We start from the raw sequence: 24,900 nt of genomic DNA on the forward strand, positions 1-24,900 counted from the left end.
CGCATCAGGAGCAGCCGGACAGCGTGGTCGGCGACGACCCGCTGCGTCTCCCGCTCCCTCGCCCCCGAGGGACTTCTTGGTCCGAGATCGATATTCGCCAGTCGAACGACCCGAGCGAGGAGAGTGTCTTGTCCCAAGCAGCAGAGGTTCTCGAGCTAGACGAAAACATCGCCGACGGCGCCCCCGTCGCCGGCGCTGACTCGGTCAAGGCGTACCTGAAGGAGATCGGGCGGGTGCCGCTGCTCACCGCCGAGCAGGAGATCGACCTCGCCAAGCGGATCGAGGCGGGACTGTTCGCCGCCGAGCGCCTCAGCACGGAGGCCGATCTGCCCGGTCAGCTCCGCGCCGACCTCGAATGGATCGCCTGCGACGGCCTGCGGGCCAAGGAACGCATGCTGGAGGCCAACCTGCGCCTGGTGGTCTCGATCGCCAAGCGCTACACCGGCCGCGGCATGCTCTTCCTCGACCTGATCCAGGAGGGCAACCTCGGGCTGATCCGTACGATCGAGAAGTTCGACTACCGGCTCGGGTTCAAGTTCTCCACCTATGCCACGTGGTGGATCAAGCAGGCCATCACCCGGGCGATGGCCGACCAGGCGCGGACGATCCGCATCCCGGTCCACATGGTCGAGATGATCAACAAGGTGGCGCGGGCGCAGCGGCGGCTGTCCGGCGAGCTCGGCCGCGAGCCCACGCCCGAGGAGATCGCCGTCGAGACCGAGCTGCCCATCGACCGGGTCGCCGAGGTGCAGGGCTACGGCCGCGAGCCGATCTCCCTGCACACGCCGCTGGGCGAGGAGGGCGACAGCGAGTTCGGCGACCTCATCGAGGACACCGAGGCCGTCTCCCCGGCCGACGCGGTCTCGTTCACCCTGCTCCAGCAGCAGCTGCGAGCCCTGCTCGACGAGCTGTCCGAGCGCGAGGCGGGCGTCATCTCCATGCGGTACGGCCTGAACGACGGCAAGCCGATGACCCTCGACGAGATCGGCAGGATCTACGGCGTGACCCGCGAGCGGATCCGGCAGATCGAGGCCAAGACCATGTCCAAGCTCCGCCACCCGTCGAGGGCTCTGGCGCTGCGCGAATACCTCAGCTAGGACGGGTGGCCCGTACCCCGGCTAGGACGGGCGGCTCAGCTGGGACGGGCGGTCAGCCACGTCCGGTCGGAGGTCAGGAAGCGGTCCACGACCAGCCCGGACTCGGCCAGAGCCGTGGTGAGCTGGTCGTCGCTGAGCGGCCGCTCGACGATCGACTGGGTCCAGAGTCGGCCGTCGGTCTCGTACCTCAGGGTGAGATTCACCAGATCCCGCCCTGACGGGGCGAACTCGGTGATCGTGGTGGTGAACCCGGACCGCCCGAAGGTCGTCCCCACTGACCAGGTGGCGCGTACGTCCAGCGGAATCCACTGGATCACCACCACGCCGTCGTCACGCACGTGGCGGCGGCAGCAGTCGAGGAAGCGCCGCCTGGTCGAGACCAGCGGCACATGAATGAGCAGCGAGGCCAGCAGCACGGCGTCGAAGCGCCGCTCAAGCGCGAGGTCCTCGATCCGCGCGTGTACCCGCTCGGCGCCCTCGACCCTGGCCAGCATCTCGGCCGACTCGTCGACGGCCACCACGTCGTAGCCGAGGGCGGTGAGGGCGTGCGTGACCCGGCCCGTGCCCGCGCCCAGTTCGAGGATCGACCCGCCCACGGGCACACCCCGCTGAATGATCTCCGGTTCGCCCGCGGCGTCGATCGCGGCGTAGAACTCCACCGGTGAGCCGTCGGAGGTGAACACCCCCGGTCCAGTACCCGTGTTCATAACCGCACTGTAGATCGGAAAGGCGGCCCACCGGGGTAATTCCCATTTCCGCTTCATCCTGTTGAATTCCTGTGAACTCCGTGACGCCGGATGCAATTGACGAACAACATCGGTTGGTTCATGCTGGGCGGTGTTGGCGGCCAACGGCCCCGGGATTCCGCGGCCGACCTGCTATTCCGTGACGAAGCTGCCACGTCCTGTGCCGTTCTCTTTACCATGCGCTTTGTCCGGAGGTGTAATGGAAATCGAGAGCACCATAAAGAAGATTCTGGCGACCGAATTGTTCGTCGAGACGCCGGCCGAGGAAATCAGCGACCACGAGAGCCTGCGCGACATCTACGGGCTCGATTCTCTGGGATTCACCGAACTCCGCGTGCAATGTGAGGACATCTTCGATGTCCGCGTCTCCGACGAGGACTTCGTACCCGAGAACTTCCGTACCATCGCCGCCCTCGCCGCGCTCATCCGGCGCCTGCAGGGCGGCGGGACGTGAACCACGCGGGCCTGACCGCCGCGTCGCCGTCCCACAGCCTGCACCTGGATCACTACGGTGGCAGCCGGCTTCCGTTCGTCTCGGTCGGCGGCCGTGGCGTGCGGCTGCGGCTGGCCGAGCGCGGCGGCGCCGGGGAGCCGTTCGAGGTCATCGACGCCTCCGGCGGGTACGCCAGCGCCTGCCTCGGGGCCGGGCACCCGGCCGTGCTGGGCGCGTTGACGCGCGCGGCGACGGATCTCGGGTACGCGACGGACGAGATCGAGGTCGCCGAACGCACCCGCCTCCTCGCCGCGACGCTCGGCCCCGGTGGGCTGTGGCGCGACCACTTCCCACCGGGCGAATACCACGCGGCCGGCCGCAACTCCGGCTCCGAGGGCATGGAACTGGCCGTGCGGCTGGTCCTGGAGTCGAGATACGACCATCGACGGACGCGGCCCGACCCGGAGCGGGGCGGCCGCGATCTCGTGCTCGCCTTCCAGGGCGCGTGGCACGGATGGACGGGCGCGCTCACGCCGCTGCTCAACCGGCGCCACTTCCGCGCCGGGCTCCCGGGGATGGCCGCCGACGGCCCGTACGGGCTGACGGTGGAGCACCTTCCGTTCGGTGTCCCGGAGCCGTTACGCGAGTTCTTCGACCGCCACGGAGAGCGCCTGCTGGCCGTGGTCGTCGAGCCGGTCCAGGGTGACGCGGGCCTGCTGGTCCCCCCGCCCGGCTACCTGCGGACCCTGGCCGCGCTCGCCGCCGAGCATGGGGCGTTGCTGGTGGCCGACGAGGTCCTCACGTTCGCCAAGACCGGCCGGTTCTTCGCCATGGCGGACGAGGACGGCCCGATTCCCACCGATATCACCGTCATCGGCAAGAGCCTCGGCATGGGCGTGCTGTCCACCTCGATGGTGATCGCCAGGCGGTCGCTGTCCGTACGGCCGTCCGGTGCCGTGGCCACCTCCGACCTGCGTCCGCTGACCTGCGCGGTGATCCACGACGGCCTGCGGCTGATCGAGGAGGAGAAGCTGCTCGAACGCTCGGCCGAGCTCGGCGCGCGGCTGACCGCGCTCCTCGGCCGGGAGGTGCTCGACCGCTTCCCCGAGACCTATCGCGGGCTGCGGGGTACGGGGCTGCTGCAAGGGCTGGAGCTCACGGAGGACGCCGCGGACCGGCTGCGCGAGCTGCGGTCGCACATCATCAGGGCGGGCTGCTACATCGAGTTCATGGCCGGGGCGGGGCGCCGCTCCCACGGCCTGCCGTACGTCTTCCCCACCATGCGCGTGGCGCCGCCCCTGGTCACCAGCCCAGCCGAGGTGGAGGAGCTGGTCGCCGCGATTCGGCGGGGAACGGCGACGTTCCTCGGTACGGCGGCTCGGTGAGCGGGCCGACGAGCGGGCCGGTGAGTGGGCCGCGGCCGCTTCGCCGCCGTGTCGAGCACGTGGACACCGACGCCGCGGGGGTGGTCCACTTCACCCGCTACGCCTCGCTCATCGAGACCGCGCTGCTGGAGGACCTGGAGGCGATGGGCGTCGGCACCCGCCTGATGAGCGAGCACCAGCTGCAGCCGGCCGTGACCGAACTACGCATGCGCTACGGAGCCGCCGCCCGTTTCCCCGACCGGATCGAGGTACGCGCCGACGTCGACCATGTGGGCGGGGCCTCATGGCGAGTCTCCGGCACGGTACGCCGCCTGCCCGATCGTCCGGACGACGGGGCCGGGCCGCTGCTCGCCTCGGGCACGCTCGTGCTGTGCCTGGTCAACGCGGCCGACGGCAGTCCGGCACCGCTGCCCGCCGCCTTACGCGCCGCGCTGCGCGCCCAGCTGAGCGAAGAGAGGGCCGATGGCCGAGACGGGTGACTCGACCCTGGGATTCACGGAGATCAAGCAGTGGCTGCGGCACCGCCACCCCATGATCTACATCGACCGGGTGCTCGACTACGTGCCGGGAGAGTACCTGCGCAGCATGCTGTCGGTGTCCGGCAGCATGGACGCCATCGCCGGGCACTTCCCCGAGCGGGGCATCTACCCCGGCAGCCACCTGGTCCAGGCCATCGCCCAGTCGGGCATCATCCTCTACCAGATGAGCACGTCGAAGCTGGCCGACGACGAACTCACGCTCATCGGCTCGGCGCACAGCCGCTTCCACCGCATCGTGGTGGTCGGAGACCAGGTGATCTTCGACGTGCGCAGCGACAGGATCATCGGCAACACCTTCCACTTCTCCTGCCGGGCGACCGTGGAGGGCGAACGGGTGGCGGCCTTCCGCGGCTCCCTCATCCGGGTCACGGTCGAGCAGCTCGGGCGGCGGCTGTGGTGAACGTCTGGGTCACCGGCATGGCCTGGTCCACCGCCCTGGGCGACAGCCTGGCCGGGGTGTGGCAGCGGCTGCTCGACGGGGACGACGGGTTCCGGGAGGTACCGTCGGAGCACCGGCTGCGCAACCCGCTCGCCGCGACCCTGGCCGACCCGTCGCCGGAGCTGAAGCCGTCATCACGGCAGCGGGCCCTGGCGGAGAGCACACTGTCGCGCGCACTCGCCGATGCCGGGCTCACGCCCCGCTCGTTGGACGTCGGCGGGCCGTCCGGGGTCGTCCCTGGCGCGGTGGTGGACCCGTACCCCGTGCTGGGCACCAGTTTCGGGGCGCACCTGGACGATGAGGACGGGGATCTGTACCAGTGGGCGGTCGACGTCGCCGCCGCCGTGGGGCTGCGGCTGCCGCCCGTCGCCGTCAGTACGGCCTGTTCGTCCGGGTCCGACGCGATCGCGGTGGGCGCCGAGGTGGTCCGGTCGGGAGCCGCCGAGGTGAGCGTGTGCGGCGCGGCCGACGTGGTCACCCCGGCCAAGCGGCTCGCGCACACCGTACTGGGCACGATGTCGCCCACTCGGCTGCGCGCGTTCGATCGCCGGGCCGACGGGACGCTGCTGGGGGAGGGCGCGGGATTCGTCGTACTCGAACGCGAGGAGTCCGCCCGCGCCCGAGGCGCCGAGCCGTACGCGGTGCTGGCCGGAACAGGGGTGGCCAACGACGGAGCGGGCATGACGGCGCCCGACCCGGCCGGCAGCGGAGTCGGCCTCTCCGTGCGGCGCTGCCTGGCCGCCTCCGGGATCACCCCGGAAGACATCGCCGTGATCAACGCCCACGGGTCCGGTACACCTGTCAACGACGCCGCCGAGTCGGCCGCCTTGACCGGGCTGTTCGCGGGGTGCGCGGCGCCGCCTGTGGTGTTCGCGACCAAGGGGGCGCTGGGGCACACCCTCGGCGCCACCGGCGTGCTGGAGGCCATCGCGGTGGTGCTGGCGCTGCACTACGGCACGGTGCCGCCGGTCGCGGGCCTGGAAGAGGTGCTGGAGGGGTTCCCCCTTCCGGTCCCCGCCGGTCGGCCTGGCGGGCTGCGGCCCGGGGCGGGGCTCAGCCTGACGCTCGGCTTCGGCGGGTTCATCACGAGCCTGGCCTTCACCCGGGGAGCGCGGCATGTACGGTGATCGCCCCGGCCTGGCCACCCTGGCACACGGGCTGTGCGAGACCGGCGACCTGGCGGCGGCCGGGCGCCGGACCGCCTCCTTCTACGCCGACCCGGCGGCCTGGCTCGTGGTGGCCGCGGTCGAGGCGGCGCTGGCCGGGGCACCGGAGGCGGTGCGTCGGCGGGTGGCCGAGATCGGCGCCCTGGCCGTCAGCGACCACGGGACCCGCCACACCATGCGCTCAGTCGCCGACACGGCCGCCCGGGGCCGCATCTCTCCGCTACGCTTCGCCGGCGCTAACCCCGGCTCGCTCGCCGGCTTGCTCTGCATCACGCTCGGCTTCCGCGGCCCCAGCCTGCTGGTGTGCATGCCGCCGGAGCGCGCGGGGCCCGTCGTGGCGCTGATCGCGGCCGGCTGGCTGGCGACGGGCCAGTGCCGCTACGTCGCCGTCGCCGAGCACAGCGAGAACAACGGTCACCACACCGTCGCCGCCCGCATCCTGGCCCCGGCAGCAGATCGCCGCAACGCCGCCGCGCGGGCGCGAGCAGCGAGGCGCGGCGATGCCGATGGCCGGATCCCAGGTCCGGGATGAGCGCCGACGACCTTGGCCCGACGCTCGGCGAGGTGGAGACCTACCTTGCCGAGCGAGCCGTTGACGTCGACGGCGGTGACGGTGACGGTCGCGACGGCGGTGGCGGCGCAGAGCCTGGCTTGGCGACGTCCGTCGCGGCCATCGCCGAGGTGTTCGCCGAGCTGACCGATCGGCTGGGGAACGTGGTGGTTCTCGCTCTGCCGAGCGGGACGGCGCTGCTGCGGTATCTGTTCGGCGCGCTCCACGGCGGAGCGGTGCCCGTCGCCGTCCCGCCCGCCATGCCCGCGGGTCGCCTCGTGGAGGTCGCCCGTCGTCTCGGCGCGCGCCTGCTGGTCACCCCGTACGGCAGGGCTGTTCCCGGTACGGCGGTCAGGCGCTTCGGCCGTACCGCTGTCGCCACGCTCCCCGGTCCCTGGCAGTACCACGAGCCCGGCCACGTGATCATCCTGACCTCCGGGACCTCCGGTATCTTCAGCGGCTGCCTCCACCGGGCCTCGTCCCTGTTCCGGAACGCCGCCAGGCACGCCGGGGCGGTTGGGCTGCGGAGCGACGACACGATGCTGGTCACGCTGCCGCTGAACTTCTCCTACGCCCTGGTGGCCCAGGCGCTGGCGGGCCTGGTCACCGGTGCCCGCCTGGTGGTCACCGGGCCGCCGTTCAGCCCGCGGGGCTACCTCGACGCCGTACGCCGCCACGGCGTGACAAGCTCCTCGCTGACCCCCTTCCTCCTGCGGAACCTGGTGCCCGGTGCGCCGCCCCGGGGCCTGCGCATGCTCACCGTGGGCGGCGACGCCCTGCCGTCGGAGGAGGTCACCGCGCTGGTGCGGGCGCGGAGCGACCTGGAGGTGTACATCACGTACGGCCTGACGGAGGCGGGACCACGGGTCAGCACCCTGGCCGCGCATCTCGAACCCGCCCACCGGCACGGCTCGGTCGGCCGCCCACTGCCTGGCGTCGGGGTGTCCCTGCGGAACGTACGCGACGGGGTGGGGGAGTTGCTGGTGACCTCCGACACCGTGCTCGTGCGGCGGGTCGGCGCCACCGACGGCCGTACCGCTCCAGGGGAGGTCGCCACTGAGGGCCGCGCTCTCGACCGCCATACCGCTCCCGGGCAGATCGCCACTGAGGGCCGCGCTCCTGACCCCCATACCGCTTCGGCGCAGATCGCCACCGGGGATCTGTTCCGTCTCGACTCGGATGGCTATCTCTACTTCGCCGGCCGCATGGGGGACTCCTGCGTCGTGGACGGGGTCAAGGTGTCGCTGCCGTCGGTACGCCGCCTGGCCATGGGGCTGCCCGGAGTCGTGGCCGCGACCACCCGCCTGTGCCCCGGCCGCCGAGCCGGGCACGCCAGTGACGATGGGCAGGGCAGGCACGCGGGTGAGCACGGGCGCGGCACGTACGCGGGCGACGATCGGCGCAGCAGGTACGCGGGCGACGACGAGCACACCGAGCACGACGGGCAGCGGTTCGTCCTGGAGCTGTACATGCGCGACGCCACCGATGACGCGGTACGGCGCGTCCGGGCCGAGCTGCACCGCTTCCTGCTCCGCGCCGAACGCCCCTGCCGGATCCGGGGCATCCCCGCCCAGGAGGCCGCCTACAAGTGAGACGGCCGCCTACAAGGAAAACGGCCGCCTACCGTGAGACGGCTCCTCCTCGATGCAGGAGGACACCTACAGGTGAGACGGGTCCTCGTCGATGCAGGAGGACGCCTACAAGCGGGACGGATCATCGTCGATGTAGGCGGCCAGTTCGCGCACGGTGGGATGCTCGAAGACGGCCCGGACGGGTATCTCCACCCCGAACTCCCCGATCACCGCCGCCGCGATCCGGACGGCCATGAGCGAGTGGCCCTTCAGCTCGAAGAAGTCGTCATCGGCGCCCAGCTCCTCGCGCTCGAGCACCTCACGCCAGATCGCGGCCAGCCGCCGCTCGGTCTCGGTCTCGAACGCCCCCCGGGAGCCGGTTCCCGAGGTGAGCGTGTTCGGGTCCGGCAGCCGGTTCCGGTCGATCTTCCCGGTCGCGGTGAGGGGGAGCTTGTCGAGCATGACGTACGCGGCGGGCACCATGTACGCGGGCAGGACGGATGCCACATGGCGATGCAGGCCCCGCACATCCACCTTCGCCGCCGAGACCGGCTCCAGATAGGCGGCGGGATGCACGGTGCCCTGCTCGTCGCTGAAGACGCCGACGGCGGCCTGCGCCACGCCCGGCTCGGCCCGCAGCACGGCCTCGATCTCGGCCAGTTCGACACGGGCGCCCCGGATCTTGACCTGATGGTCGCGGCGGCCGAGGAACACCAGCGCGCCGTCGGGCCGCCTGCGCGCCAGGTCCCCGGTCCGGTACGTACGCAGGCCGGACTCGTCCATCGCCGAGAAGACCGCGGCGGTCTCCGCGGGCCGTCCCAGGTAACCGCGAGCCAGGAACCGGGTCCTGATCCAGACCTCACCCTCGTCATCGGAGGCATCGGAGGCATCGGAGGCATCGGAGGCATCGGACGCATCGGACACATCCGAAGCATTCCACGCATCCGAAGCGTTGTCGGCTCTGCGCAGCAGGGTCTCCACCCCCGGGATGTCGCGGCCGATGGGGACGTCCCCGGCGCAGTCCGGTTCGACCAGGTGGAACGTCGCCACGGTCGTCTCGGCCGGGCCGTACATGTTGTAGACCGCCGTTCGCGGGAAATGGGCGCGTACCTGGTTCACGGTGGAGCTGTGCAACGGCTCCCCGTACAGGCTGACCGCCCGCATCCCGAGGTCGGGCGGCTCGCCCGCGCTCTCCCGGGCCAGCAGCAGGCGGCGGATGAGCGTGGGCACGCAGAACACGTGCGTCACCTCGCGGCCGTCCAGCCACGGCAGGAGCTCGGCGCCGTCGGGCTTCACCGTGGGCGGCGGGATGACGATCGCGGCGCCGGCGTCCAGGGCGCTGAGGATCTCCAGGTAGGCGGCGTCATAGCTGAGGCGGGCCAGCTGCAGCATGTGGGATCCGCGACGCAGCCCCGTCTCCGAGGCGAGCCAGCGGGCGAAGTGCAGGAGGTTCCCGCTGCGCTGGACGATGCCCTTGGGCCGGCCCGTGGAGCCCGAGGTGTAGACCAGGCAGCTGGTGTCCTGTGGCACCGTCTCCGCTCGCGGCCCGGACGGCGCGGCCGAGACGACCGCCGCCTCGTCGCCCTGAACGGTCACCACCGCGGGAGGCGACCCTGCCGCTCGGTTGCCCTGGACGGTCACCCCTGCTGGAGGCGACCCTGCGGCCCCTTCCGCGCCGTTCGGCGTCGTCACCAGGCCCGTCGGGTGACAGTCCTCCAGGATCGCGCGGTGGCGGGCGGCGGGCTGGTCCTCGTCGAGCCAGACGAAGGCGACGCCGGCGGTGAACGCGGCCAGCATCGCGGCGATGCCGGTCGCGCCGTCGGGCAGCGCCATCGCCACCACGTCGCCCGGACGCAGGCCCGCCGCCACCAGCGCCTCGCGGTAGCGTTCCATCCGCGTGGACAAACCGTGGTAGGTCAGGACGCCCTCGGCGGACACGACCGCCGGGCTGCCGGGGGCCTGGGCGGCGTGCTCCGCGACCCGTCGGCCGATCTCCGCGTCGAACATCATTCTCCCTCGGCGATGAGTCCCGCGGCGGCGACGCGGGTGATCTCTTGGACGACGAAAGCCTCTCCTTGCCGTACGACGAAGTGGCCGGTGGGCACCGACCCGACCGAGCAGGCGCCAGTGGTGTAGCGGCGCCACGCGGTGACGTCGTCCGGCGACAATGCCGGGTCCTCGGCGCCCACCAGGACGCGGACCGGACAGGTGAGCCGCGGCTCCACGGATGCCGCGTACCCCTGCAGGAGCCGCAGATCCACCCGCAGATCCCGGAGCACGAGCGCCTCAGCCGCCGGATCGTCCAGCGCCGCGCCCACACCCCCATCGCCGTCACGCAGGTACGACAGCAGCGCCCGATCCGCGCCGTTCGCGGCGTAGAGGTCGAGCGTCTCCGCCCAGCGATGCGGTGGCGCCGACGAGATGAACAGGCAGGCCGTGGGGGGCGTACCCGGCGCCGCCCTGGCCGTCTCGAAGGCGAGCAGGGCGCCCAGGCTCTGGCCCACCATCATGTACGGCGGCGCCACGTCCGTGAGCGCGGCCGCGATCCGGGCGGTGAACGTCGCGAGATCGGCCACGGGGGGTCCGGACCGGTCGCCAGGCCGGGGCATCCGTACGGCCAGGACCTCCACGTCGTCGGGCAGCGCGCGGGCGAGGGAGGCGTACGACAGCGCGTCACCGCCGGCGTGCGGGAAGCAGACCGCGCGCAGTGCCGCGCCGGGTCTGCGGCGCGGCGTCCAGAAACAGGCCGCCGCCGCTGACGTGCTCACGAAGCCTCTCCCGGTGGTTCGGCGGCCACGAAGAACACCATCGGCTCGCCCGGAACCGGCGCGACCGGGCCAGACACATTCGGGCCCGGTGCGGTCGGGTCGGGTGCGTCCAGGTCCGTTGCGGTCGAGCCGGGTGCGGTCGCGCCCGTTGAGGTCAGGTCCGGTGCGGTCAGGTCCGGTGCGTTCGGGGCCGGTGTGGTCAGATCCAGTACGTTCAGGGACGGGGCTTCGGCGGGGGAGGGCTCGCCGTTCCAGAGGAAGGTGCCGGGCACCAGGAAGCCGGGCAGCCGCCGGCGGAGCCGGGCGCGCAGTTCGGGCCGGGCCGGGCGGGTCACACCGGGCACGGCGGTGAGGCGGGCTGTGAGCTCGCCGCCGTCTCCCATCGACACCTCGGCCGCCGCGACCGACGGTTCGTCGAGCAGCGCCCGCTCGATCACCTCGGCCGGCACCCGGCAGCCGCGCACCACGAGTTCGGCGTCCGTACGCCCCAGAACGTCCAGCCCACCGACGGCCCCCATGCGGCCGAGCAGCCCCGTGGGCGTCTCGTCGAGCCAGACCTCGCCCGGCACCCCGTACGGCAACGACACCCCATGCTCGTCGCGGACCGACACCCGAACCTGCCGCGCACCCCCGCCGATCAGCGCGTACGCCCCGGACACCGGCTGCTCGGGGTCGCCGCACAGCAGGCGCAGCACCCGCACGTAGTCATCGGCCAGCCCCGTGACCGTCTCCTCGTCGAACAGGTCGGCGTTGAAGGAGACCTCCATGACCATGTCGTCGTCGGCCTGGTCCAGGAGGTGGACCTCCAGGTCGAAGCGGGTGGCGGGCTGCGAGACGTCCCGGCCCCAGAGCCGGGCGCCGAGGTCGCCCCAGCGCGTCTCGGTGCCGTACGCCGGAGTGACCAGCATCTGGAAGATCACCTGGACCAGCGGGATGTAGGAGGGGTCGCGCCGCAGGGACAGCCGGTCGACCAGGACGTCGAAGGGCAGCAGGTCGTTGTCGTAGGCGTCGAACAGCGCCTCGCGGGCCGCGGCGAGCACCGCGAGGAAGCTCGGATCCCCGGACAGATCCATCCGTACCGGCAGCGTGCCCACGAAGAAGCCCACCGTCCCGGCGAACTCCGGCCGCGAACGCCCGGCCACGACCACGCCGATCACCAGGTCGCTCGCGCGGGCATAGCGGGCGAGCAGGACGGCGAAGGCGGCGTAGGCGACGGTGTACGGCGTGACCCGGTGCGCCGCGGCGAAAGACCGCAGCGTGGCGGTCACGTCCACCGGCACGGGCCTGACGAGCAGGCCGCCGCGGAAGTCCTGGATCCTCGGCCGTGGCCGGTCGGCGGGCAGCGTGACGAGTTCGGGCGCGCCCGCCAGCCGCCGCCGCCAGTACGCGAGCACCCGCTCGGCCGCGGGGGAGCCGGCCAGCTCCTCCTGCCGGCGGGCGTACTCGAGGTAGCCGGTCGGCGGCGGGCCGAGGGGGCGGCCCGCGTACAGCAGCCCGAGCTCCTCGTCGATGATCGGCACCGACCAGCCGTCGATCACGATGTGATGCACGCACAGCAGGAGCACGTGCAGCTCGGGCGTGACGCGCAGGAGGTGGGCCCGGATCAGGTCGTCCCGCGCGAGGTCGAACGGCCGCGCCGACCACAGCCGGGCGAACTCCGTCGCCGCCGCGTCCCAACCAGGCTCGCCCGCGAGATCGGCCGCCGTCGACTCCAAGCCGAGATCGGTGCTGGGCAGCTCGACGTCGAAGGGGGTGCCGCTCACCACCGCGCGGGCCACCCCGCCGTCGGCGGGGAACCTCATGCGTAACGCGACGTGCCGGTCGGCCAGCGCGCCGAGGGCTCGGCGCAGCGCCGCCACGTCCAGCGGCCCGCGCAGCTCGTAGCCCCGGAAGACGTTGTACTGCGGCGAATCCGGCGCGAGCTGCTGGAGAAACCACAGCCGTTGCTGTGCGGGCGACGGCATCGGCTCGTGTTCTTCCGGCATCGTCTCCTCACCTGTGAGAGAGGCGAAGTGGCTGGTGTACCGGAGATCTCTGCAAGGAGGCTCTATCAGCCCTCCGGGCTTGTCAAGCGGCCGGTCGGCGCAGCCCCTCCAGGAAGATCTGGATGATCGGCTCGGCCAGCTCCGCCGCCGGTAGCCCGGGATCCACCAGGCACTGCAGCAGGCAGCCCTCGATGGTCCCCACGATGACGGTCGCGTGGCGCTCGTCCAGGCCCTCACGCAGCACGCCTTCCTTCGCGGCCTGGCGCAGGAGCTCGGTGATCACGGCCCGCGCGTCGCCGTAGACGGCCGCCATGTCCACCAGCGACCCCTCCGCGTCACGGGAGGCCGCCCACAGGTCGACCATGATCCGGGCGGGCTCGCGCCGCGCGGTCAGCACGCCGAGCACCTCGCGTACCATCTCGGCCAGCCGCTCCAGCGCCGGCCCGCACCCGTTGAGCGCCCGGTCGAAGATGGCGGCCGACATGGTCCGGTAGCCTTCGAAGGCGGCTTCCAGCAGCGCGTCCCTGCTGTCGTAATAGAGATAGACGCTGCCCTTGGCGATGCCCGCCTCGGCGGCGATGTCGTCGATGCGGGTGGCGGCGAAGCCCTTGCGGGCGAACACCCGCACCGCCGCGGTGAGGATCTCTTTACGTCGCGCGGCCTTGTCGACCGTCCTGGGGGACATATGATCATTATGACTGACCAGTCAGTCAATATCCAAATCGGGATGCGGTCTGTCCGTTTCCCCATCTAGGGTGCTGACAGTGAGAGACGTACGGCTGCTGCCCAAAGCCCACCTGCACGTTCACCTGGAGAGCACGGTACGCCCCGAGACCTCGCGCGAGTTCGGCGGGCCGTCCGGGCGGGGCGGGCCGTTCGCCACGTTCCGGGAGTTCGCCGACCATCGGGCGCTGGTGCGCGGGCGGCTGCTCACGGCCGAGCACTTCCGGCGGGTGGCGCTGGAATTCTGCGAGGACGAGGCGGCCCAGGGCACCCGCTACGCGGAGGTGTCCTTCACCGCGGCCTCGCACGGCGAACGGCTCGGCGCGCCGGAGATGCCGCTGGAGGCGGTGCTGGACGGGCTGGCCGAGGGGTCGCGCCGCTACGGGATCGAGTGCCGGGTGCTGCTCGACCACTCCCGGCGGCGCTCCGTCGACCGGCTCTGGCAGACGTTGCGGCTGGCCACCCGTTACGAGGCGGTCGTCGGCATCGGGCTGGCGGGCGACGAGAGCTACCCGGTGGCGCCGTTCGCGGAGGTGCTCGACGCGGCGCGCGACGCCGGGGTGCGCCTGGTGCACCACGCGGGGGAGTTCGGCGGGCCGGACAGCATCCGCGAGGCGCTCGCCATCGGGCACGCCGAGCGGATCGGGCACGGCGTCCGCGTCCTGGAGGACGAGGCGGTGGTCGCCGAGGTGCGGGAGCGCGGGGTGCCGCTGGAGGTCTGTCCCACGTCGAACGTCCTGCTCGGCGTTGTCCCCAGCCTGGCCGAGCACCCGCTGCGGCGGCTGAGCGCGGCGGGGCTGGCGGTCACGCTCAACACCGACGGCGAAACCGACCTGGCCGGCGAGTACGCGCTGGCGCGGGAGGTCTTCGGGTACGACGACGCGGAACTGGCCGGGTTCGCCCGGGCCTCGATCGACGCCTCGTTCGCCGAGGAGGAGCTCAAGGCGGAGTTGCGGGCGGGGGTGGACGCCTGGCTGGCGGACCCGGACCCGGACTCGGGCTCGGACTCGGGCTCGGCTTCGGCCTCGGGTCGATAACCCGCCGCGCTCGCTGACGCTGAGGAGGGGTGCGCTGACCGTCGGGGGTGCGGTCAGCGCTCGGCGTCCCCGATCAGTCCGAGTGGCTGTCCTTTGTCACCGCGCCGTCGGTCGCGTCAACCGTCATGTCCTGCTTGGACCCGTTGGGCGGAACCACGTCCACCTCCCAGACGATCTTGTCCCGGTGGCTGTCCAGGTTGATCTCGGTGATGCGGCCCCCCGGCACGGCCGCCAGGATCTTGGCCGCCGCCTGCGCGTAGTCGATCTTGGCGGCCTTGACGCGGTCGAGGTATCGGGCCTTGTCGCCGGCGTTCTCGTCGTCCTCCGCCCGTGGGCCGCTGACGACCTTGGCCTTGTCCGATTCGACGTCCATCTGGTGTTCGACGCCCTTGTCGTCGACGACCTGCACCTCCCAGAGGCCGCCGTTCTCCTCGGTCTCCATCGAGACGAGCGTCGAGCCGGGCACGGCCTTCATCGCGGCCTGCCCCACCTCCTCCAGCTTCTTCTTCTGCGAGTCGGCTTGGGCGCCGTACTTGGGCGTCTCGGTGGCGGCGATGTACGGCGTGGGAGGAGCGCCGAACGGCTCGGTCATTTGACGGGCGTCGCCCCCGCAGGCGGTCGCCGCAAGCAGCGCCGCGCCGGCCAGAGCGCCCCCGATGATCGTTTTAGTCATATGGCGACACTTATCATTTCCGCAGGTCGAACGGTGTGAACGACATGACCGACGCCGCGGCGCGGACTTGGCTGTCCGGCCCGCCGTATCCGATAGTGGGCGCCATGGCTCCTTCCTTGATCGTCGCCGTCGTGGGCGACTTCGACCCGACATTCCCTACGCACGCGGCCACGAACGACGCGCTACGTCACGCCTCGGCCGAGCTGGGGATCGAGATCGAGATCCAGTGGCAGGCGACCGAGCCGCTGGAACGGGATCTGTCGGCAGTACGCGCCGCCGACGCCTTGTTGTGCGCGCCCGGCAGCCCGTACCGCAGCCTGACCGGGGCCGTCGCCGCCCTGCGTCACGGCCGCGAGCAGGGCGTCCCGACGCTGGGCACCTGCGGCGGCTTCCAGCACATGGTGATCGAGTACGCCCGCGACGTGCTCGGGTTCGAGGACGCCCAGCACGGTGAGTACGACCCCTACGCCTCGGAGCTGTTCGTCTCCGCGCTGACCTGCTCGCTCGCCGGCAAGACCATGCCCGTCAGCCTCGTGGAGGGCTCGCGGGCAGCCGAGTTGTACGGCCTCACGGAGGTCGAGGAGCAGTACTACTGCGACTTCGGCCTGGAGCCCGGCCATCGGCGAACCCTGCACGACGGAGGATTCCGGGTGACAGGCGTCGATGAGGAGCAGGAGGCGCGGGTGCTGGAGCTTCCCGGACATCCCTTCTACGTGGCGACGCTGTTCGTGCCGCAGGCCCGATCGACACCGGAACAGCCGCATCCGCTGGTCACCGGGCTGCTGCGGGCGGTTCTTCAGAGCAGGGGCTGAGGGAGGACCTACCCGACCGTGTGATGTGCGAGCGGGTGCGGTCCGACCAGCATGGAGGAGATCGCGGGCCCGTACCCGGAGGGAAGGAACCGTCAGATGACCGAGGAGCGACCCGAGCTGCCGCGCGAGGAATGGCGCCAGTTCTTCGACAACCTGTCAAGGCAGTACGAAGGCTCGGACGTGACCGTCGAGGTGCTGAGCCGGACGTTCGGCGATCTCATGCAGGCCGAGAAGCTCCCGCTCGCCTATCTCGAGTACGACGACAAGGACGACATCTTCACCGTGGCGATAGGCGGGCGGGACGGGCGGTATCCGGTGGTGCTCGCTCACCTCATCCAGCGGCCGCAGACGATATTCGCCGATACCGTGGCGCCCGACATGCCCCGGGCCTTCGACATCGTGGACGCGGAAGGCACGCAGACGATCATCATGCTCCATGATCCCGCGGTGTGGAGCGGCGCGCCGACCTTGTGACCTCAGCTCAGCGCCCCGCCGAGGTGCCGCATGGCCCTCGTGACCTCAGTCCCCGGCGGCCTTGTGGCCTCAGCCCGGCGCCCCGTCGGCGCGCCGCATGATCGAGGCGATGGCGGCCGGGTGCGTGAGGTGCGGGTGGTGACCGGTGCCGGGGATGGTCGTGACGGTGGCCGGGCCTGGGTCGGCGACCAGCGGATCCAGCTGCCCGGCAAGGAGGTGGACCGGGACCGACACCGTCTCGCTGAGCAGGGCTTGGAGAGCGGCGCGTTCGGCGGGCTGGTTCGCGTCCCGGAGCAGGCGGGCCGTACGGCGGGCGACGCCAGGCCGGTGCAGCTGGGCGGCGGCGCTCGCCACGGCCCGGCGGGCTTCGTCCGAGGAAGTGCCATCGCCGAGGAGCGAGGTCGCGAGACGGTCGGCGGAGATCCTCTTGAGGAGCGGCGTGGCGAGCGCCGGTGTGCGGAGCGGTCTCGGGGCCGCCTCCTGGAGGAAATAGGGGGAGACGAGGACCAGGGCACTGATGCGCTCGGGATGGGCGGCGGCGTAGCGGAGTGCCGGTGCGGCGGCCGCGGAGTGGGCGACGATCACGGGCCGGGTCCGTACGGGAGCCAGCAGATCGGTGAGCCAGGCCAGCGGGGTGGCCGAGGTGGGGGCCGAGCGGCCGAGTCCCGGCAGGTCGGCGACGAGGGCGGGTGCTCCGTCCAGTTCGCCGAGCACGCCCTGCCAGGACTCGCCGTCGAGGGGGAGTCCGTGCAGGAGTACGAAGCCGGGCGAGGTCCTGTCCCCGGCGACGTAGGTACGGGATCCGCCGACATCGTGGAAGCCGCCGGGAAGCACGGCCGGAGCCGTCCCGAACCGGTCCGCCACCAGCCGATCGGCCCAGCGGCGCAGCGCGGTCTCGACAGGCGGCTGCCGGAGCCCGGCCGCCTCGGCGACCCGCTCGGCTGAGGCGGTGTCGTAACGGTCCTCGGTCAGGAAGGCCAGAGTCTCGGGGTTGGCTCCGGTCAGCGCGGCCGGGAGGCGGCGAATCAGGGACACGGGCACGAGGGTTTTCGGCGCGCGTACACCCAGGTGGGCCGCGAGCAGGCGCACCAGTTCGGGCAGGTTCGGGGTGTTCTCGTCGAGCACCCAGTGCAGGCCGCCGGGCTTCGGGTCGTGCTCGGGGATCGCGGCCATGTACGACGCGAAGTGATCCACGGTCTCCACGGGCACGAACGTGCGGGCGGTTCCCGGCAGCGCGGGAAGTCGGCCGTTCCACAGGTCGCGGACCACCTCGGCCAGGCCGATGTACTGCCCGGCCTCGCCCGTGGTCGAGTGACCGATCACGGTGCTTGGATTCACCACGGTCAGTGGGACCCCCAACTGCTCCGCGACGACCCGTACGGCGGCGTCCGCCTCGGTCTTGGAGCCTTCATAGGCCCCTTGGCCTCGGTAGAGCTCCGCCAGCTCGGCTTCCGGGAGCGGGTACCGCTCTCGCGGGCCCAGCCCGACCCGGTAGCCCGACACGTGGATCAGCCTGCGCAGGCCGGGCCGGGTCGCGGCCCAGCGCAGCACGTTGAGGGCGCCCTCGACGTTGACCGTCCTGGCCTCCTCGCGCCCCAGCCCGAACCGGTAGACGGCGGCGGCGTTGACGACATCCCGTACCCCGGCGAGCCGCTCGTCGTCCACCGCGCTCAACCCCAGACCCGGACCGCCCGTGAGATCACCGGCCACGACCATGAGCCGCTCGACGTCCGCGCCATGACCTTGCAGCCAGGCTGGCAACTCGCCTCCGCCACCCGCGTCCGTTCGGCCCGGGGTCGCTGGGACGCTCGCGCCCGTACGGCCACGAGCCGCTTGGGCCCCCGCGTCCGGGCGGTCCCGAGTCGGTTCGCGGATGACGGCCGCGACCGTGCGGCCCTGTTCCAGCAGCCGCAGCACCGTCCACCGGCCGATGAAGCCGGTCGCCCCGAACACCACCGCGTCCGGCTCGCTCCCCGAAGTCTCGCCCATCTCACATTCCTCTCTAGACCGATCTACATAATCGGTGGACAACAAAAAACGCCCGACCTCCAGCGAAAAGGATCAGGCGGTGTCGAGCAGTTTGGCGATACGTCGGCTGGTCTGCTCGATGGGGGTCCGGCTGCGACCGGCGCGGGCCAGCACGAGCGCGCCCTCGATCAGGGCGAGCACCGTAGCCGCGAGCTCATCCGCCTCGGCCGTGTCATGACCATCGGCCCGGAGGGCGTCGGCCAGCGCCCGCTGCCAGCCCGCGTAGATGTCCCCGCAGATCGGCTGCAGGACGTCGTTGGTCGCGGCGACCTCCAGGGCCACGGTCGCCACCGGGCACCCCTTGGCGTAGTCGGCGGCCACCATCCTGTCGGCCAGCGCCGCCATCAGCGCCCTGACAAGATCGCGGGAGCTGGGCGCCGTCGAGGCCAGCTCGACCACGATGCCGTCGACCTCGCGCCCGGCGGCGGCCAGGGCCTCGCTGACCAGCTGGTCCTTGCCGCCGGGAAAGTGGTGATAGAGCGACCCCCGAGGAGCTCCCGCCACCGCGAGCACCTCATTGAGCCCGGTGCCGTGGTAGCCCTTGGCCTCCACCAGCGTCCGAGCCGCCTCGATCAGCCGCGCCCGCGTCTCATCACCCTTGACCGCCACGCCACCGAGAATAGACCGATCTGCATAATTCGCAAATCATCCCATGCCGACGATGGTCTTCACGATGTCGCGCGGCGGGTCGGCCAGCCCGCGTGCCACGGCCTGGGACAACGGAACGGTCTGCGTCGGCAGCCGATCGACCCGGATCTGCCCGCCGTGCAGCAGAGCGACCGCGGCCCGCAGGTCGGTGTCCCATCGGTGGGAGGCCGACCCCACGACCCGCTTCTCGCCCAGCACCACGTCCAGGGTGGGAAAGGCGGCCGGGTCCGGCGACACGCCGAGCAGGACCACGCTCCCGCCGCGCCGGCACAGCGACAGCGCGCTCTCCACCGCGGCCGCCGGCCCCGCGCTCTCCACCACCGCGTCGGCGCCGCGCCCATCGGTCAACTCGCGTACGGCTTCGAGGGCGGCCTCCGGCGCCACGCCGACCAGGCCGAACGACCGGGCCAGCGCGCGGCGGCCCGCATCCGGGTCGACCGCGACGACCGTCGCCGCGCCCCGGCACCTGGCCACCTCGGCGACCAGCAGGCCGACGGCCCCGGCGCCGACGACCGCGACCACGGCCCCGGACACGTCGCCGGCCTTGTCGAGCGCGCGGACGGCGACCGCCGCCGGCTCGGCGAAGACCGCGACGGCGGGGGGCAGGCCATCGGGCAGCGGGACACAGCGCGCGGCCGGCGCCACCAGGTATTCGGCCAGGCCGCCGTCGTCCTGCAACCCGAGCGCCGCGCCACGCTCGCACAGCGGGTACTCGCCGCGGGTACACCACCAGCAGTGGCCGCAGCCCAGCACGACGTCCGGCACGACCGCGGTGCCGGGGGCGAGGCTCACGCCGGGGCCGGCCTCCGCCACCACGCCGACGACCTCGTGCCCCAGGGTGAGCGGCGCGGTCCGGCCGGTCAGCGGGTGCGGTTCGACCGGCACCACGACCGGCCCGAACCGGTATTCCTCGATGTCACTGCCGCACAGGCCGCACAGCGTGACCGCGATCAGGACCTGGCCGGGACCTGGCGCGGGCACCTCGGTCTCGACCAGCCGCACGTCGCCGCGCCCGTACCAGCGCAGCGCCGCCATCCGCCCCCTGCTCGCGGCCGGTTCGCCGACCACGCTCACGGCCGGGTCCCGGACAGGCGGGTGGTGACGTCGGCGCGTTCGGTGAGACCGGGGGCGAGCTCCACCCCCAGCCCCGGTCGTCCCTCCAGGCTCACCCAGCCATCCTCCACCAGCGGCAGGCCGGTCGCCAGCTCTTGGTACCAGGTGTGCTGGAACGCCCGTACGCTCTCCTGGATCAGCGTGTTGGGCTGGCTCAGGGCGAGATGGACGCACGCCGCGAAGGAGATCGGGCCGGTGCAGTCGTGCGGCGCGAAGGGGATGTCGTACGAGTCGGCCAGCGCGGCGATCTTGCGAGCCTCCGTGAGCCCGCCCGCCCAGCCCATGTCGATGATCGCGACCCGGATCGCCGATCGCTCCAGTAGCGCGCGGAAGGACCGCTGCCCGGTCAGCGTCTCGCCGGTGGCCAGCGGCGCGGACGTCGACGCCTGCAGCGTCGCGTAGGAGTCGTGGCTGTCGGCTCGCAACGGGTCCTCCACCCAAAACGGATCGAACCGCTCCAGCTCGCGCACCAGCCCGACGGCCGCGTACAGGCTCCACAGCCCGTGCAACTCGACCATGACCTCCATCTCGGGCACGGCGTTCTTGATCTCGTCGAGCACCCGCAGACCGGCGCGCAGGTCCGCCCGGTCCAGCCGCATGCCGCCGGTACGCTCGGCCGCCTGGTCGAAGGGCCACACCTTCATGGCGCGGAAACCCTCCTCCCACAGGGACTTGGCCAGCTCCGCCGGCCGCTCCAGGAAGCCCCGCAGATCGTCGTACGCCGACGCCGCCGCCAGCCCCCAGTTGGACACGGCCTGGCGCGGCTCGTTCTTGATGTAAGAGGAGCCGGCGCAGGTGTTGTAGACGGGGAGGCGGTCGTGGAAAGGCCCGCCGAGCAGGCCGGACACCGGCTGCCCCGTGGTCTTGCCCAGCAGGTCCCACACGGCGAGGTCGACCGCGCCGTTGCCGCGCGTCTCCACGCCGCTGCCCTGGAAGCCGACATGGCCGGTGAGCAGCCGGCGCAGCCGCTCCGGGCCGGGCACCGGCGCGCCGACGAGGAGGGGTGCGACGGTCTCGTGCAGGTAGGCCTCGACCGCCTCGGCCCCGAAGAACGACTCGCCGAGGCCGGCGTGCCCGTCGTCGGTGTGCAGTCGCACCAGCAGCACGTTGGGCTGAATCGAACAGCGGATGGTCTCCAGTCCGCTCACGACGGCTCGGGTACTCATGATTCCAGGACCGTATCTGGTAAGACCAGTAATCCGCAAGAAACAAATCACTCCCTTGACAGTGGCGCTACTGCCAGCAAAGCTCTAGCAATCTGGTAAGACCACAGTCCGGACGGATGTTGAGAACTATGACGTTGACCGGCAGACCTCTGGCGATCACCATGTGGGACTTCTCCTGGCTCGAACGGCGCTGGGACGGCGGCGGGTACGAGGACTGGGACCGCGCGCTGGACGAGCTCGTCGAGCGCGGCTACGACGCGGTGCGCATCGACGCCTTCCCCCACCTGGTGGCGGCCGATCCGCGGCGGACCTGGCGCCTGCTGCCCGTCTGGCACTTCGAGCAGTGGGGCGCGACCGAGCCGGTGTCCGTGCGGGTGCTGCCCGAGCTGCTGGAGTTCATCCAGGCGTGCGCGAGCAGGGGTCTGCGGGTGGCGCTGTCCTCCTGGTTCCGCCGGGACGAGCTCGACACCCGGTCCCGGATCCGGACGGCCGCCGAGCTGGCCGCCGTCTGGGACGTCACGCTCACGGCCATCGAGGACGCCGGTCTGGCCGACGCGATCTACTTCGTCGACCTGGTGAACGAGTGGCCGCTGGCGATGTGGGCGCCCTTCCTGTACGGCAACGACGCGGACGCCGCCGCGCTGTCCCGAGCGGACGAGCGGGTACGAAGCTGGACGCGCGAGGCGATCGGCACCCTGCGCGCCAAGCATCCGCGCCACCGCTACACGCTGTCCTTCGCCACCGAGACCACCGGCGCCGACGGTGAGGACCTCACCGAGCTGGACCTGCTCGAACCACACGTGTGGATGACGCCGCAGGCCACCGGCTTCTACGACGAGATCGGCTACGACCTGGAGCACTCCCAGTTCGACCCGCGCGCCTACGAGCCGCTGTCCGGCCCGGCCGAACGCCTGTACCGGGCCGACCCGGGGCGGTGGGCCGGCGGCCTCACCGACCACATCCAGCGCGTCGCCGAGTGGTCGCGGTCGGCCGGCAAGCCGCTGGTGACGACCGAGTGCTGGGCCATCGTCAACTACAAGGACGGGCCGGGCCGGGACTGGGGCTGGATCAAGGAGCTGTGCGAGGTCGGGGTACGCGCCGCGCTGGCCACCGGCCGCTGGGAGGCGCTGTCGACCAGCAACTTCTGCGGGCCGCAGTTCGCCGGAATGTGGCGTGACGTGGCCTGGCACCGCGGCATGACCGACGCCATACACGCGGGGGCAACCGAATTCACCGCCGTTCCGTGAACGGCCTTCTCCGTGAGCGGCCCTCTCTCTCTGAGCGGCCCCTTCCCTGAGCGGCCCCTTCCCTGAGCGGTCTCACCCCACAACGGCTCGTGTCCTGAGAGGAACGAACACATGAGTGCCATCCACCGTCGAGACCTCCTGCGCGGCGCCGCCCTGCTCACGCTCGGTGGCGCGGCGAGCCAGCTCACCCTGACCGGGTGCGGGTCGTCCGAGGAGCAGGCCGGCTCCAGCAAGACCGGGCCACAGGGCCAGGTCGTCGTCTGGATGCACGAGGAGCCCGCCAACACCAAGTACTTCAACGCCAAGATCGCCGAGTACCAGAAGCAGTTCCCGAAGGTGTCGATCAAGCCGCTGTACGTCCCGATCGCCAACCTCGACACCAAGCTCTCCACGGCGTTCACCACGGGCGCGCCGCCCGACCTGATCAAGGTCGGCGCCTGGACCCTCGCCGAGCGGGCCTCGAAGCAGCAGCTCGCGCCGTTGCCGCCGGCGGAGTTCGGCGCCGCGTCCATCGACGCGCTCAAGGGGAAGTTCGAGGCCAACGCGTTCGCCGCGCTGACCTACGAGGAGCAGGTCTACGGCACGCCGATCGACTTCAACTCGGTCCACCTGTGGTATCGGCGCGACCGCTTCGAGAAGGCGGGGCTCGACCCCGACAAGCCCCCCACCACTTGGGAGCAGGTCGCCGAGTTCAGTCAGAAGCTCACCAACGCCGACGCCTCCCAGGTCGGGCTCCAGTGGCAGCTCGCCGACAACATCTGGGCGATGCTGAACTTCATCCCGCTGATCCGCGGACTGGGCGGGCAGATCATCGACGAGAGCTCCCGGCGCGGCACGCTGAACACGCCGGAGGGCATCAAGGCGCTCGAATACTACGGCAGCCTCGGCAACCCGAAGCTGAGCGACCCGGTCGGCGCGTTCGGCCTGTTCGCCAAGGGCACCTCGGCCATGCTGATGTCCGGCCGGTTCACCTCGAGCCTCATCCCGGCCATCAACCCCAACGCCAAGCTCGGCCAGACCTTCGACAGCACCCTCGTGCCCAGCTGGGAGGGGAAGGAGAAGGTGGCCGCCGGCTACTCCTGGGGATGGTTTGTCGCCAAAAAGGCGAAAAATCCGTACACGGCGTGGCATTTCATTAACTGGCTGCTCAACGGGGACAACGTCAACCAGCAGCTGGCCGCCACCGGCCTGGTCACGCCGACGGCAGGCTGGCAGAAGCTGCCCGCCGCGAGTGACAAGGCCAGCCAGCAGCTGGAGCAGCAGATCCCGTACACCGACTTCGGCCCGGTGCTCCCGCAATGGACCGAGACGATCAAGGCGCTGCTCGACGCGCTCGAATCGGTGATCCACAAGCAGGCGCCCGCCCAGCAGGCCGCGACCGCCTTCGACGCCGCGGTGGGACGGATCCTCAAGTGATCGGCAGCAAGGCCCGCACCATGAGCGCGGTCGAGGCCCGCGCCGGCGCGGGCCTCGCCGCCCCGGCGATCGTGTACTTCGTGCTGTTCTGGGCGTTGCCCGCGCTCGCCGCCCTGTACCTGAGCTTCACCTCGTACGACCTCTCCGGCACCCCGCAGTGGGTCGGGCTCGACAACTACCGCGAGATGGTGACGAGCGACGAGTTCTGGAGCAGCGTGTGGGTGACGCTGCTGTACACGGTCTTCGCGGTGGGCCCGACGATCGTGATCGCGCTGGTCGTGGCCGTGCCGCTGGCCAAACCCGGCAGGTTCCGTGCCTGGCTGCGCGGGCTGGTCTTCATTCCCGCGGTGATGCCGCTGGTCGGCGCCACCGTACTGTGGCAGGTGATCTACTCGACCGGCGGCCTGGCCGACGCGCTCGCCGGCGCGGCCGGGGTCGGCCCCCGTCCCTGGCTCACCGACTCCGACTACGCCATCTGGGCGCTGCTCGTGATGGTCATCTGGAAGTACGTCGGCCTGTACGTGATCATCTTCGTCGCCGGGCTGCAGGCCCTGCCCGCCAACGTCTTCGAGGCCGCGGCCATCGACGGCGCCCGCACGCTGCGTACCTTCTTCCTGGTCACCGTGCCGCTGCTGCGCCGGACCTTCACCTTCGTGATCGTCGTGGCGGTCACCGGGGCCATGCAGTCCTTCGTGCCCGCCTACCTGCTCACCAAGGGCGGACCGGTCAACGCCACCCAGGTGCTGCCCCTGTACCTCTACAACAACGCGTTCTCCTTCTCCCGCTTCGGCTACGCCTCCGCGATCGCGATCGTGCTGCTGGTCGTGCTGCTGGTGTTCGCCTTCACCCAGTTCACGTTGGTCAGGAGTGACGAGGAATGAGCG

Annotated in this window: 23 protein-coding genes and 1 pseudogene; 14 read left to right on the plus strand and 10 right to left on the minus strand. The window is 71.5% G+C overall.

Going from position 1 to position 24,900, the window contains the following annotated elements; translation table 11 throughout:
* Positions 1-188 precede the first annotated feature (188 nt).
* Positions 189-1,097 (plus strand): annotated as a pseudogene (locus AB0C30_RS32715) (RNA polymerase sigma factor); the annotation flags it as partial.
* A gap of 35 nt (positions 1,098-1,132) precedes the next feature.
* On the opposite strand, the gene AB0C30_RS32720 reads toward AB0C30_RS32715, so the two are convergent.
* Positions 1,133-1,804 carry a class I SAM-dependent methyltransferase gene (locus tag AB0C30_RS32720; RefSeq protein ID WP_357951890.1) on the minus strand — a complete coding sequence of 224 codons (672 nt, stop codon included), beginning with the start codon at positions 1,802-1,804 and terminating at the stop codon, positions 1,133-1,135.
* 238 nt (positions 1,805-2,042) lie between these two features.
* Here AB0C30_RS32720 and AB0C30_RS32725 point away from each other — a divergent pair, with 238 nt between their 5' ends.
* Genes AB0C30_RS32725 through AB0C30_RS32755 form a run of 7 tightly spaced genes read left to right on the plus strand, consistent with a single transcriptional unit; the run spans position 2,043 to position 7,947 of the window.
* Complete coding sequence (locus AB0C30_RS32725; protein ID WP_357951892.1) at positions 2,043-2,297, plus strand: acyl carrier protein; 255 nt, start codon at positions 2,043-2,045, stop codon at positions 2,295-2,297.
* Entirely contained in the window at positions 2,294-3,661 is a 1,368-nt protein-coding gene (locus tag AB0C30_RS32730) for an aminotransferase class III-fold pyridoxal phosphate-dependent enzyme (protein ID WP_357951894.1), read from the plus strand. The genes AB0C30_RS32725 and AB0C30_RS32730 overlap by 4 nt, the downstream gene beginning before the upstream one ends.
* Positions 3,658-4,140: an acyl-CoA thioesterase gene (locus tag AB0C30_RS32735; RefSeq protein ID WP_357951896.1), complete on the plus strand. Its 483-nt coding sequence runs from the start codon at positions 3,658-3,660 to the stop codon at positions 4,138-4,140. Before AB0C30_RS32730 ends, AB0C30_RS32735 begins: the two co-directional genes overlap by 4 nt.
* Complete coding sequence (locus AB0C30_RS32740; protein ID WP_357951898.1) at positions 4,124-4,600, plus strand: hypothetical protein; 477 nt, start codon at positions 4,124-4,126, stop codon at positions 4,598-4,600. The genes AB0C30_RS32735 and AB0C30_RS32740 overlap by 17 nt, the downstream gene beginning before the upstream one ends.
* Complete coding sequence (locus AB0C30_RS32745) at positions 4,597-5,766, plus strand: beta-ketoacyl-[acyl-carrier-protein] synthase family protein (protein WP_357951900.1); 1,170 nt, start codon at positions 4,597-4,599, stop codon at positions 5,764-5,766. Before AB0C30_RS32740 ends, AB0C30_RS32745 begins: the two co-directional genes overlap by 4 nt.
* A complete protein-coding gene (locus tag AB0C30_RS32750) occupies positions 5,756-6,337 on the plus strand; it encodes a hypothetical protein (RefSeq protein WP_357951902.1) in 582 nt (193 codons plus the stop codon). Before AB0C30_RS32745 ends, AB0C30_RS32750 begins: the two co-directional genes overlap by 11 nt.
* Positions 6,334-7,947, plus strand: a complete 1,614-nt coding sequence (locus AB0C30_RS32755) for an AMP-binding protein (RefSeq protein ID WP_357951903.1) — start codon at positions 6,334-6,336, stop codon at positions 7,945-7,947. Before AB0C30_RS32750 ends, AB0C30_RS32755 begins: the two co-directional genes overlap by 4 nt.
* Positions 7,948-8,052: 105 nt before the next feature.
* Here the strand turns inward: AB0C30_RS32755 and AB0C30_RS32760 are convergent, their stop codons facing one another.
* From AB0C30_RS32760 to AB0C30_RS32775, 4 genes are all read right to left on the minus strand, one after another.
* Complete coding sequence (locus tag AB0C30_RS32760) at positions 8,053-9,936, minus strand: AMP-binding protein (protein WP_357951905.1); 1,884 nt, start codon at positions 9,934-9,936, stop codon at positions 8,053-8,055.
* A complete protein-coding gene (locus AB0C30_RS32765; protein WP_357951908.1) occupies positions 9,933-10,694 on the minus strand; it encodes an alpha/beta fold hydrolase in 762 nt (253 codons plus the stop codon). The genes AB0C30_RS32760 and AB0C30_RS32765 overlap by 4 nt, the downstream gene beginning before the upstream one ends.
* On the minus strand, positions 10,691-12,679 hold the full coding sequence (locus AB0C30_RS32770) for a condensation domain-containing protein (RefSeq protein WP_357951909.1): 1,989 nt from the start codon (positions 12,677-12,679) through the stop codon (positions 10,691-10,693). Before AB0C30_RS32770 ends, AB0C30_RS32765 begins: the two co-directional genes overlap by 4 nt.
* 82 nt (positions 12,680-12,761) lie before the next feature.
* Positions 12,762-13,364: a TetR/AcrR family transcriptional regulator gene (locus tag AB0C30_RS32775; RefSeq protein ID WP_357951911.1), complete on the minus strand. Its 603-nt coding sequence runs from the start codon at positions 13,362-13,364 to the stop codon at positions 12,762-12,764.
* Positions 13,365-13,443: 79 nt separating this feature from the next.
* Between AB0C30_RS32775 and add the strand changes: the two genes are divergently transcribed.
* Positions 13,444-14,439 carry an adenosine deaminase gene (gene add / locus AB0C30_RS32780; protein ID WP_357951913.1) on the plus strand — a complete coding sequence of 332 codons (996 nt, stop codon included), beginning with the start codon at positions 13,444-13,446 and terminating at the stop codon, positions 14,437-14,439.
* A 73-nt stretch (positions 14,440-14,512) separates the two neighbouring features.
* Here the strand turns inward: add and AB0C30_RS32785 are convergent, their stop codons facing one another.
* Complete coding sequence (locus AB0C30_RS32785; RefSeq protein ID WP_357951915.1) at positions 14,513-15,112, minus strand: PepSY domain-containing protein; 600 nt, start codon at positions 15,110-15,112, stop codon at positions 14,513-14,515.
* 104 nt (positions 15,113-15,216) lie between these two features.
* Between AB0C30_RS32785 and AB0C30_RS32790 the strand changes: the two genes are divergently transcribed.
* A complete protein-coding gene (locus AB0C30_RS32790; protein WP_357951917.1) occupies positions 15,217-15,924 on the plus strand; it encodes a hypothetical protein in 708 nt (235 codons plus the stop codon).
* Positions 15,925-16,020: 96 nt separating this feature from the next.
* Complete coding sequence (locus tag AB0C30_RS32795) at positions 16,021-16,398, plus strand: DUF5335 family protein (RefSeq protein ID WP_357951919.1); 378 nt, start codon at positions 16,021-16,023, stop codon at positions 16,396-16,398.
* Positions 16,399-16,467: 69 nt separating this feature from the next.
* Here the strand turns inward: AB0C30_RS32795 and AB0C30_RS32800 are convergent, their stop codons facing one another.
* The 4 genes from AB0C30_RS32800 to AB0C30_RS32815 form a co-directional block, all read right to left on the minus strand.
* Positions 16,468-18,387: an alpha/beta fold hydrolase gene (locus AB0C30_RS32800; protein ID WP_357951921.1), complete on the minus strand. Its 1,920-nt coding sequence runs from the start codon at positions 18,385-18,387 to the stop codon at positions 16,468-16,470.
* Positions 18,388-18,459: 72 nt separating this feature from the next.
* On the minus strand, positions 18,460-19,035 hold the full coding sequence (locus AB0C30_RS32805) for a TetR/AcrR family transcriptional regulator (protein ID WP_357951923.1): 576 nt from the start codon (positions 19,033-19,035) through the stop codon (positions 18,460-18,462).
* Positions 19,036-19,071: 36 nt separating this feature from the next.
* The gene (locus tag AB0C30_RS32810; protein WP_357951925.1) at positions 19,072-20,148 is read right to left on the minus strand and encodes an alcohol dehydrogenase catalytic domain-containing protein; all 1,077 of its coding nucleotides are present in this window, start codon (positions 20,146-20,148) and stop codon (positions 19,072-19,074) included.
* The gene (locus AB0C30_RS32815) at positions 20,145-21,353 is read right to left on the minus strand and encodes a mandelate racemase/muconate lactonizing enzyme family protein (protein WP_357951927.1); all 1,209 of its coding nucleotides are present in this window, start codon (positions 21,351-21,353) and stop codon (positions 20,145-20,147) included. The genes AB0C30_RS32810 and AB0C30_RS32815 overlap by 4 nt, the downstream gene beginning before the upstream one ends.
* Positions 21,354-21,487: 134 nt before the next feature.
* On the opposite strand from AB0C30_RS32815, the gene AB0C30_RS32820 reads away from it, so the two are divergent.
* The 3 genes from AB0C30_RS32820 to AB0C30_RS32830 all read left to right on the plus strand — a co-directional run bounded on the left by AB0C30_RS32820 (position 21,488) and on the right by AB0C30_RS32830 (position 24,897).
* Complete coding sequence (locus tag AB0C30_RS32820) at positions 21,488-22,600, plus strand: cellulase-like family protein (protein ID WP_357951928.1); 1,113 nt, start codon at positions 21,488-21,490, stop codon at positions 22,598-22,600.
* Positions 22,601-22,711: 111 nt separating this feature from the next.
* Positions 22,712-24,016, plus strand: coding sequence for an extracellular solute-binding protein (locus AB0C30_RS32825; protein WP_357951930.1), 1,305 nt, complete (start codon positions 22,712-22,714; stop codon positions 24,014-24,016).
* Positions 24,013-24,897, plus strand: coding sequence for a sugar ABC transporter permease (locus tag AB0C30_RS32830; protein ID WP_357951931.1), 885 nt, complete (start codon positions 24,013-24,015; stop codon positions 24,895-24,897). Before AB0C30_RS32825 ends, AB0C30_RS32830 begins: the two co-directional genes overlap by 4 nt.
* The last annotated feature ends 3 nt before the right edge of the window (positions 24,898-24,900 follow it).

The organism is Nonomuraea sp. NPDC048901, from assembly GCF_040649695.1.
Classification (GTDB): Bacteria; Actinomycetota; Actinomycetes; order Streptosporangiales; family Streptosporangiaceae; genus Nonomuraea.

Coding starts and splice junctions, on each gene's coding strand:
- AB0C30_RS32720 (WP_357951890.1), bottom strand. CDS start 1,804: ATGAACACGGGTACTGGACCGGGGGTGTTCACCTCCGACGGCTCACCG.
- AB0C30_RS32725 (WP_357951892.1), top strand. CDS start 2,043: ATGGAAATCGAGAGCACCATAAAGAAGATTCTGGCGACCGAATTGTTC.
- AB0C30_RS32740 (WP_357951898.1), top strand. CDS start 4,124: ATGGCCGAGACGGGTGACTCGACCCTGGGATTCACGGAGATCAAGCAG.
- AB0C30_RS32750 (WP_357951902.1), top strand. CDS start 5,756: ATGTACGGTGATCGCCCCGGCCTGGCCACCCTGGCACACGGGCTGTGC.
- AB0C30_RS32755 (WP_357951903.1), top strand. CDS start 6,334: ATGAGCGCCGACGACCTTGGCCCGACGCTCGGCGAGGTGGAGACCTAC.
- AB0C30_RS32760 (WP_357951905.1), bottom strand. CDS start 9,936: ATGATGTTCGACGCGGAGATCGGCCGACGGGTCGCGGAGCACGCCGCC.
- AB0C30_RS32770 (WP_357951909.1), bottom strand. CDS start 12,679: ATGCCGGAAGAACACGAGCCGATGCCGTCGCCCGCACAGCAACGGCTG.
- AB0C30_RS32775 (WP_357951911.1), bottom strand. CDS start 13,364: ATGTCCCCCAGGACGGTCGACAAGGCCGCGCGACGTAAAGAGATCCTC.
- AB0C30_RS32785 (WP_357951915.1), bottom strand. CDS start 15,112: ATGACTAAAACGATCATCGGGGGCGCTCTGGCCGGCGCGGCGCTGCTT.
- AB0C30_RS32790 (WP_357951917.1), top strand. CDS start 15,217: ATGGCTCCTTCCTTGATCGTCGCCGTCGTGGGCGACTTCGACCCGACA.
- AB0C30_RS32795 (WP_357951919.1), top strand. CDS start 16,021: ATGACCGAGGAGCGACCCGAGCTGCCGCGCGAGGAATGGCGCCAGTTC.
- AB0C30_RS32800 (WP_357951921.1), bottom strand. CDS start 18,387: ATGGGCGAGACTTCGGGGAGCGAGCCGGACGCGGTGGTGTTCGGGGCG.
- AB0C30_RS32815 (WP_357951927.1), bottom strand. CDS start 21,353: ATGAGTACCCGAGCCGTCGTGAGCGGACTGGAGACCATCCGCTGTTCG.
- AB0C30_RS32825 (WP_357951930.1), top strand. CDS start 22,712: ATGAGTGCCATCCACCGTCGAGACCTCCTGCGCGGCGCCGCCCTGCTC.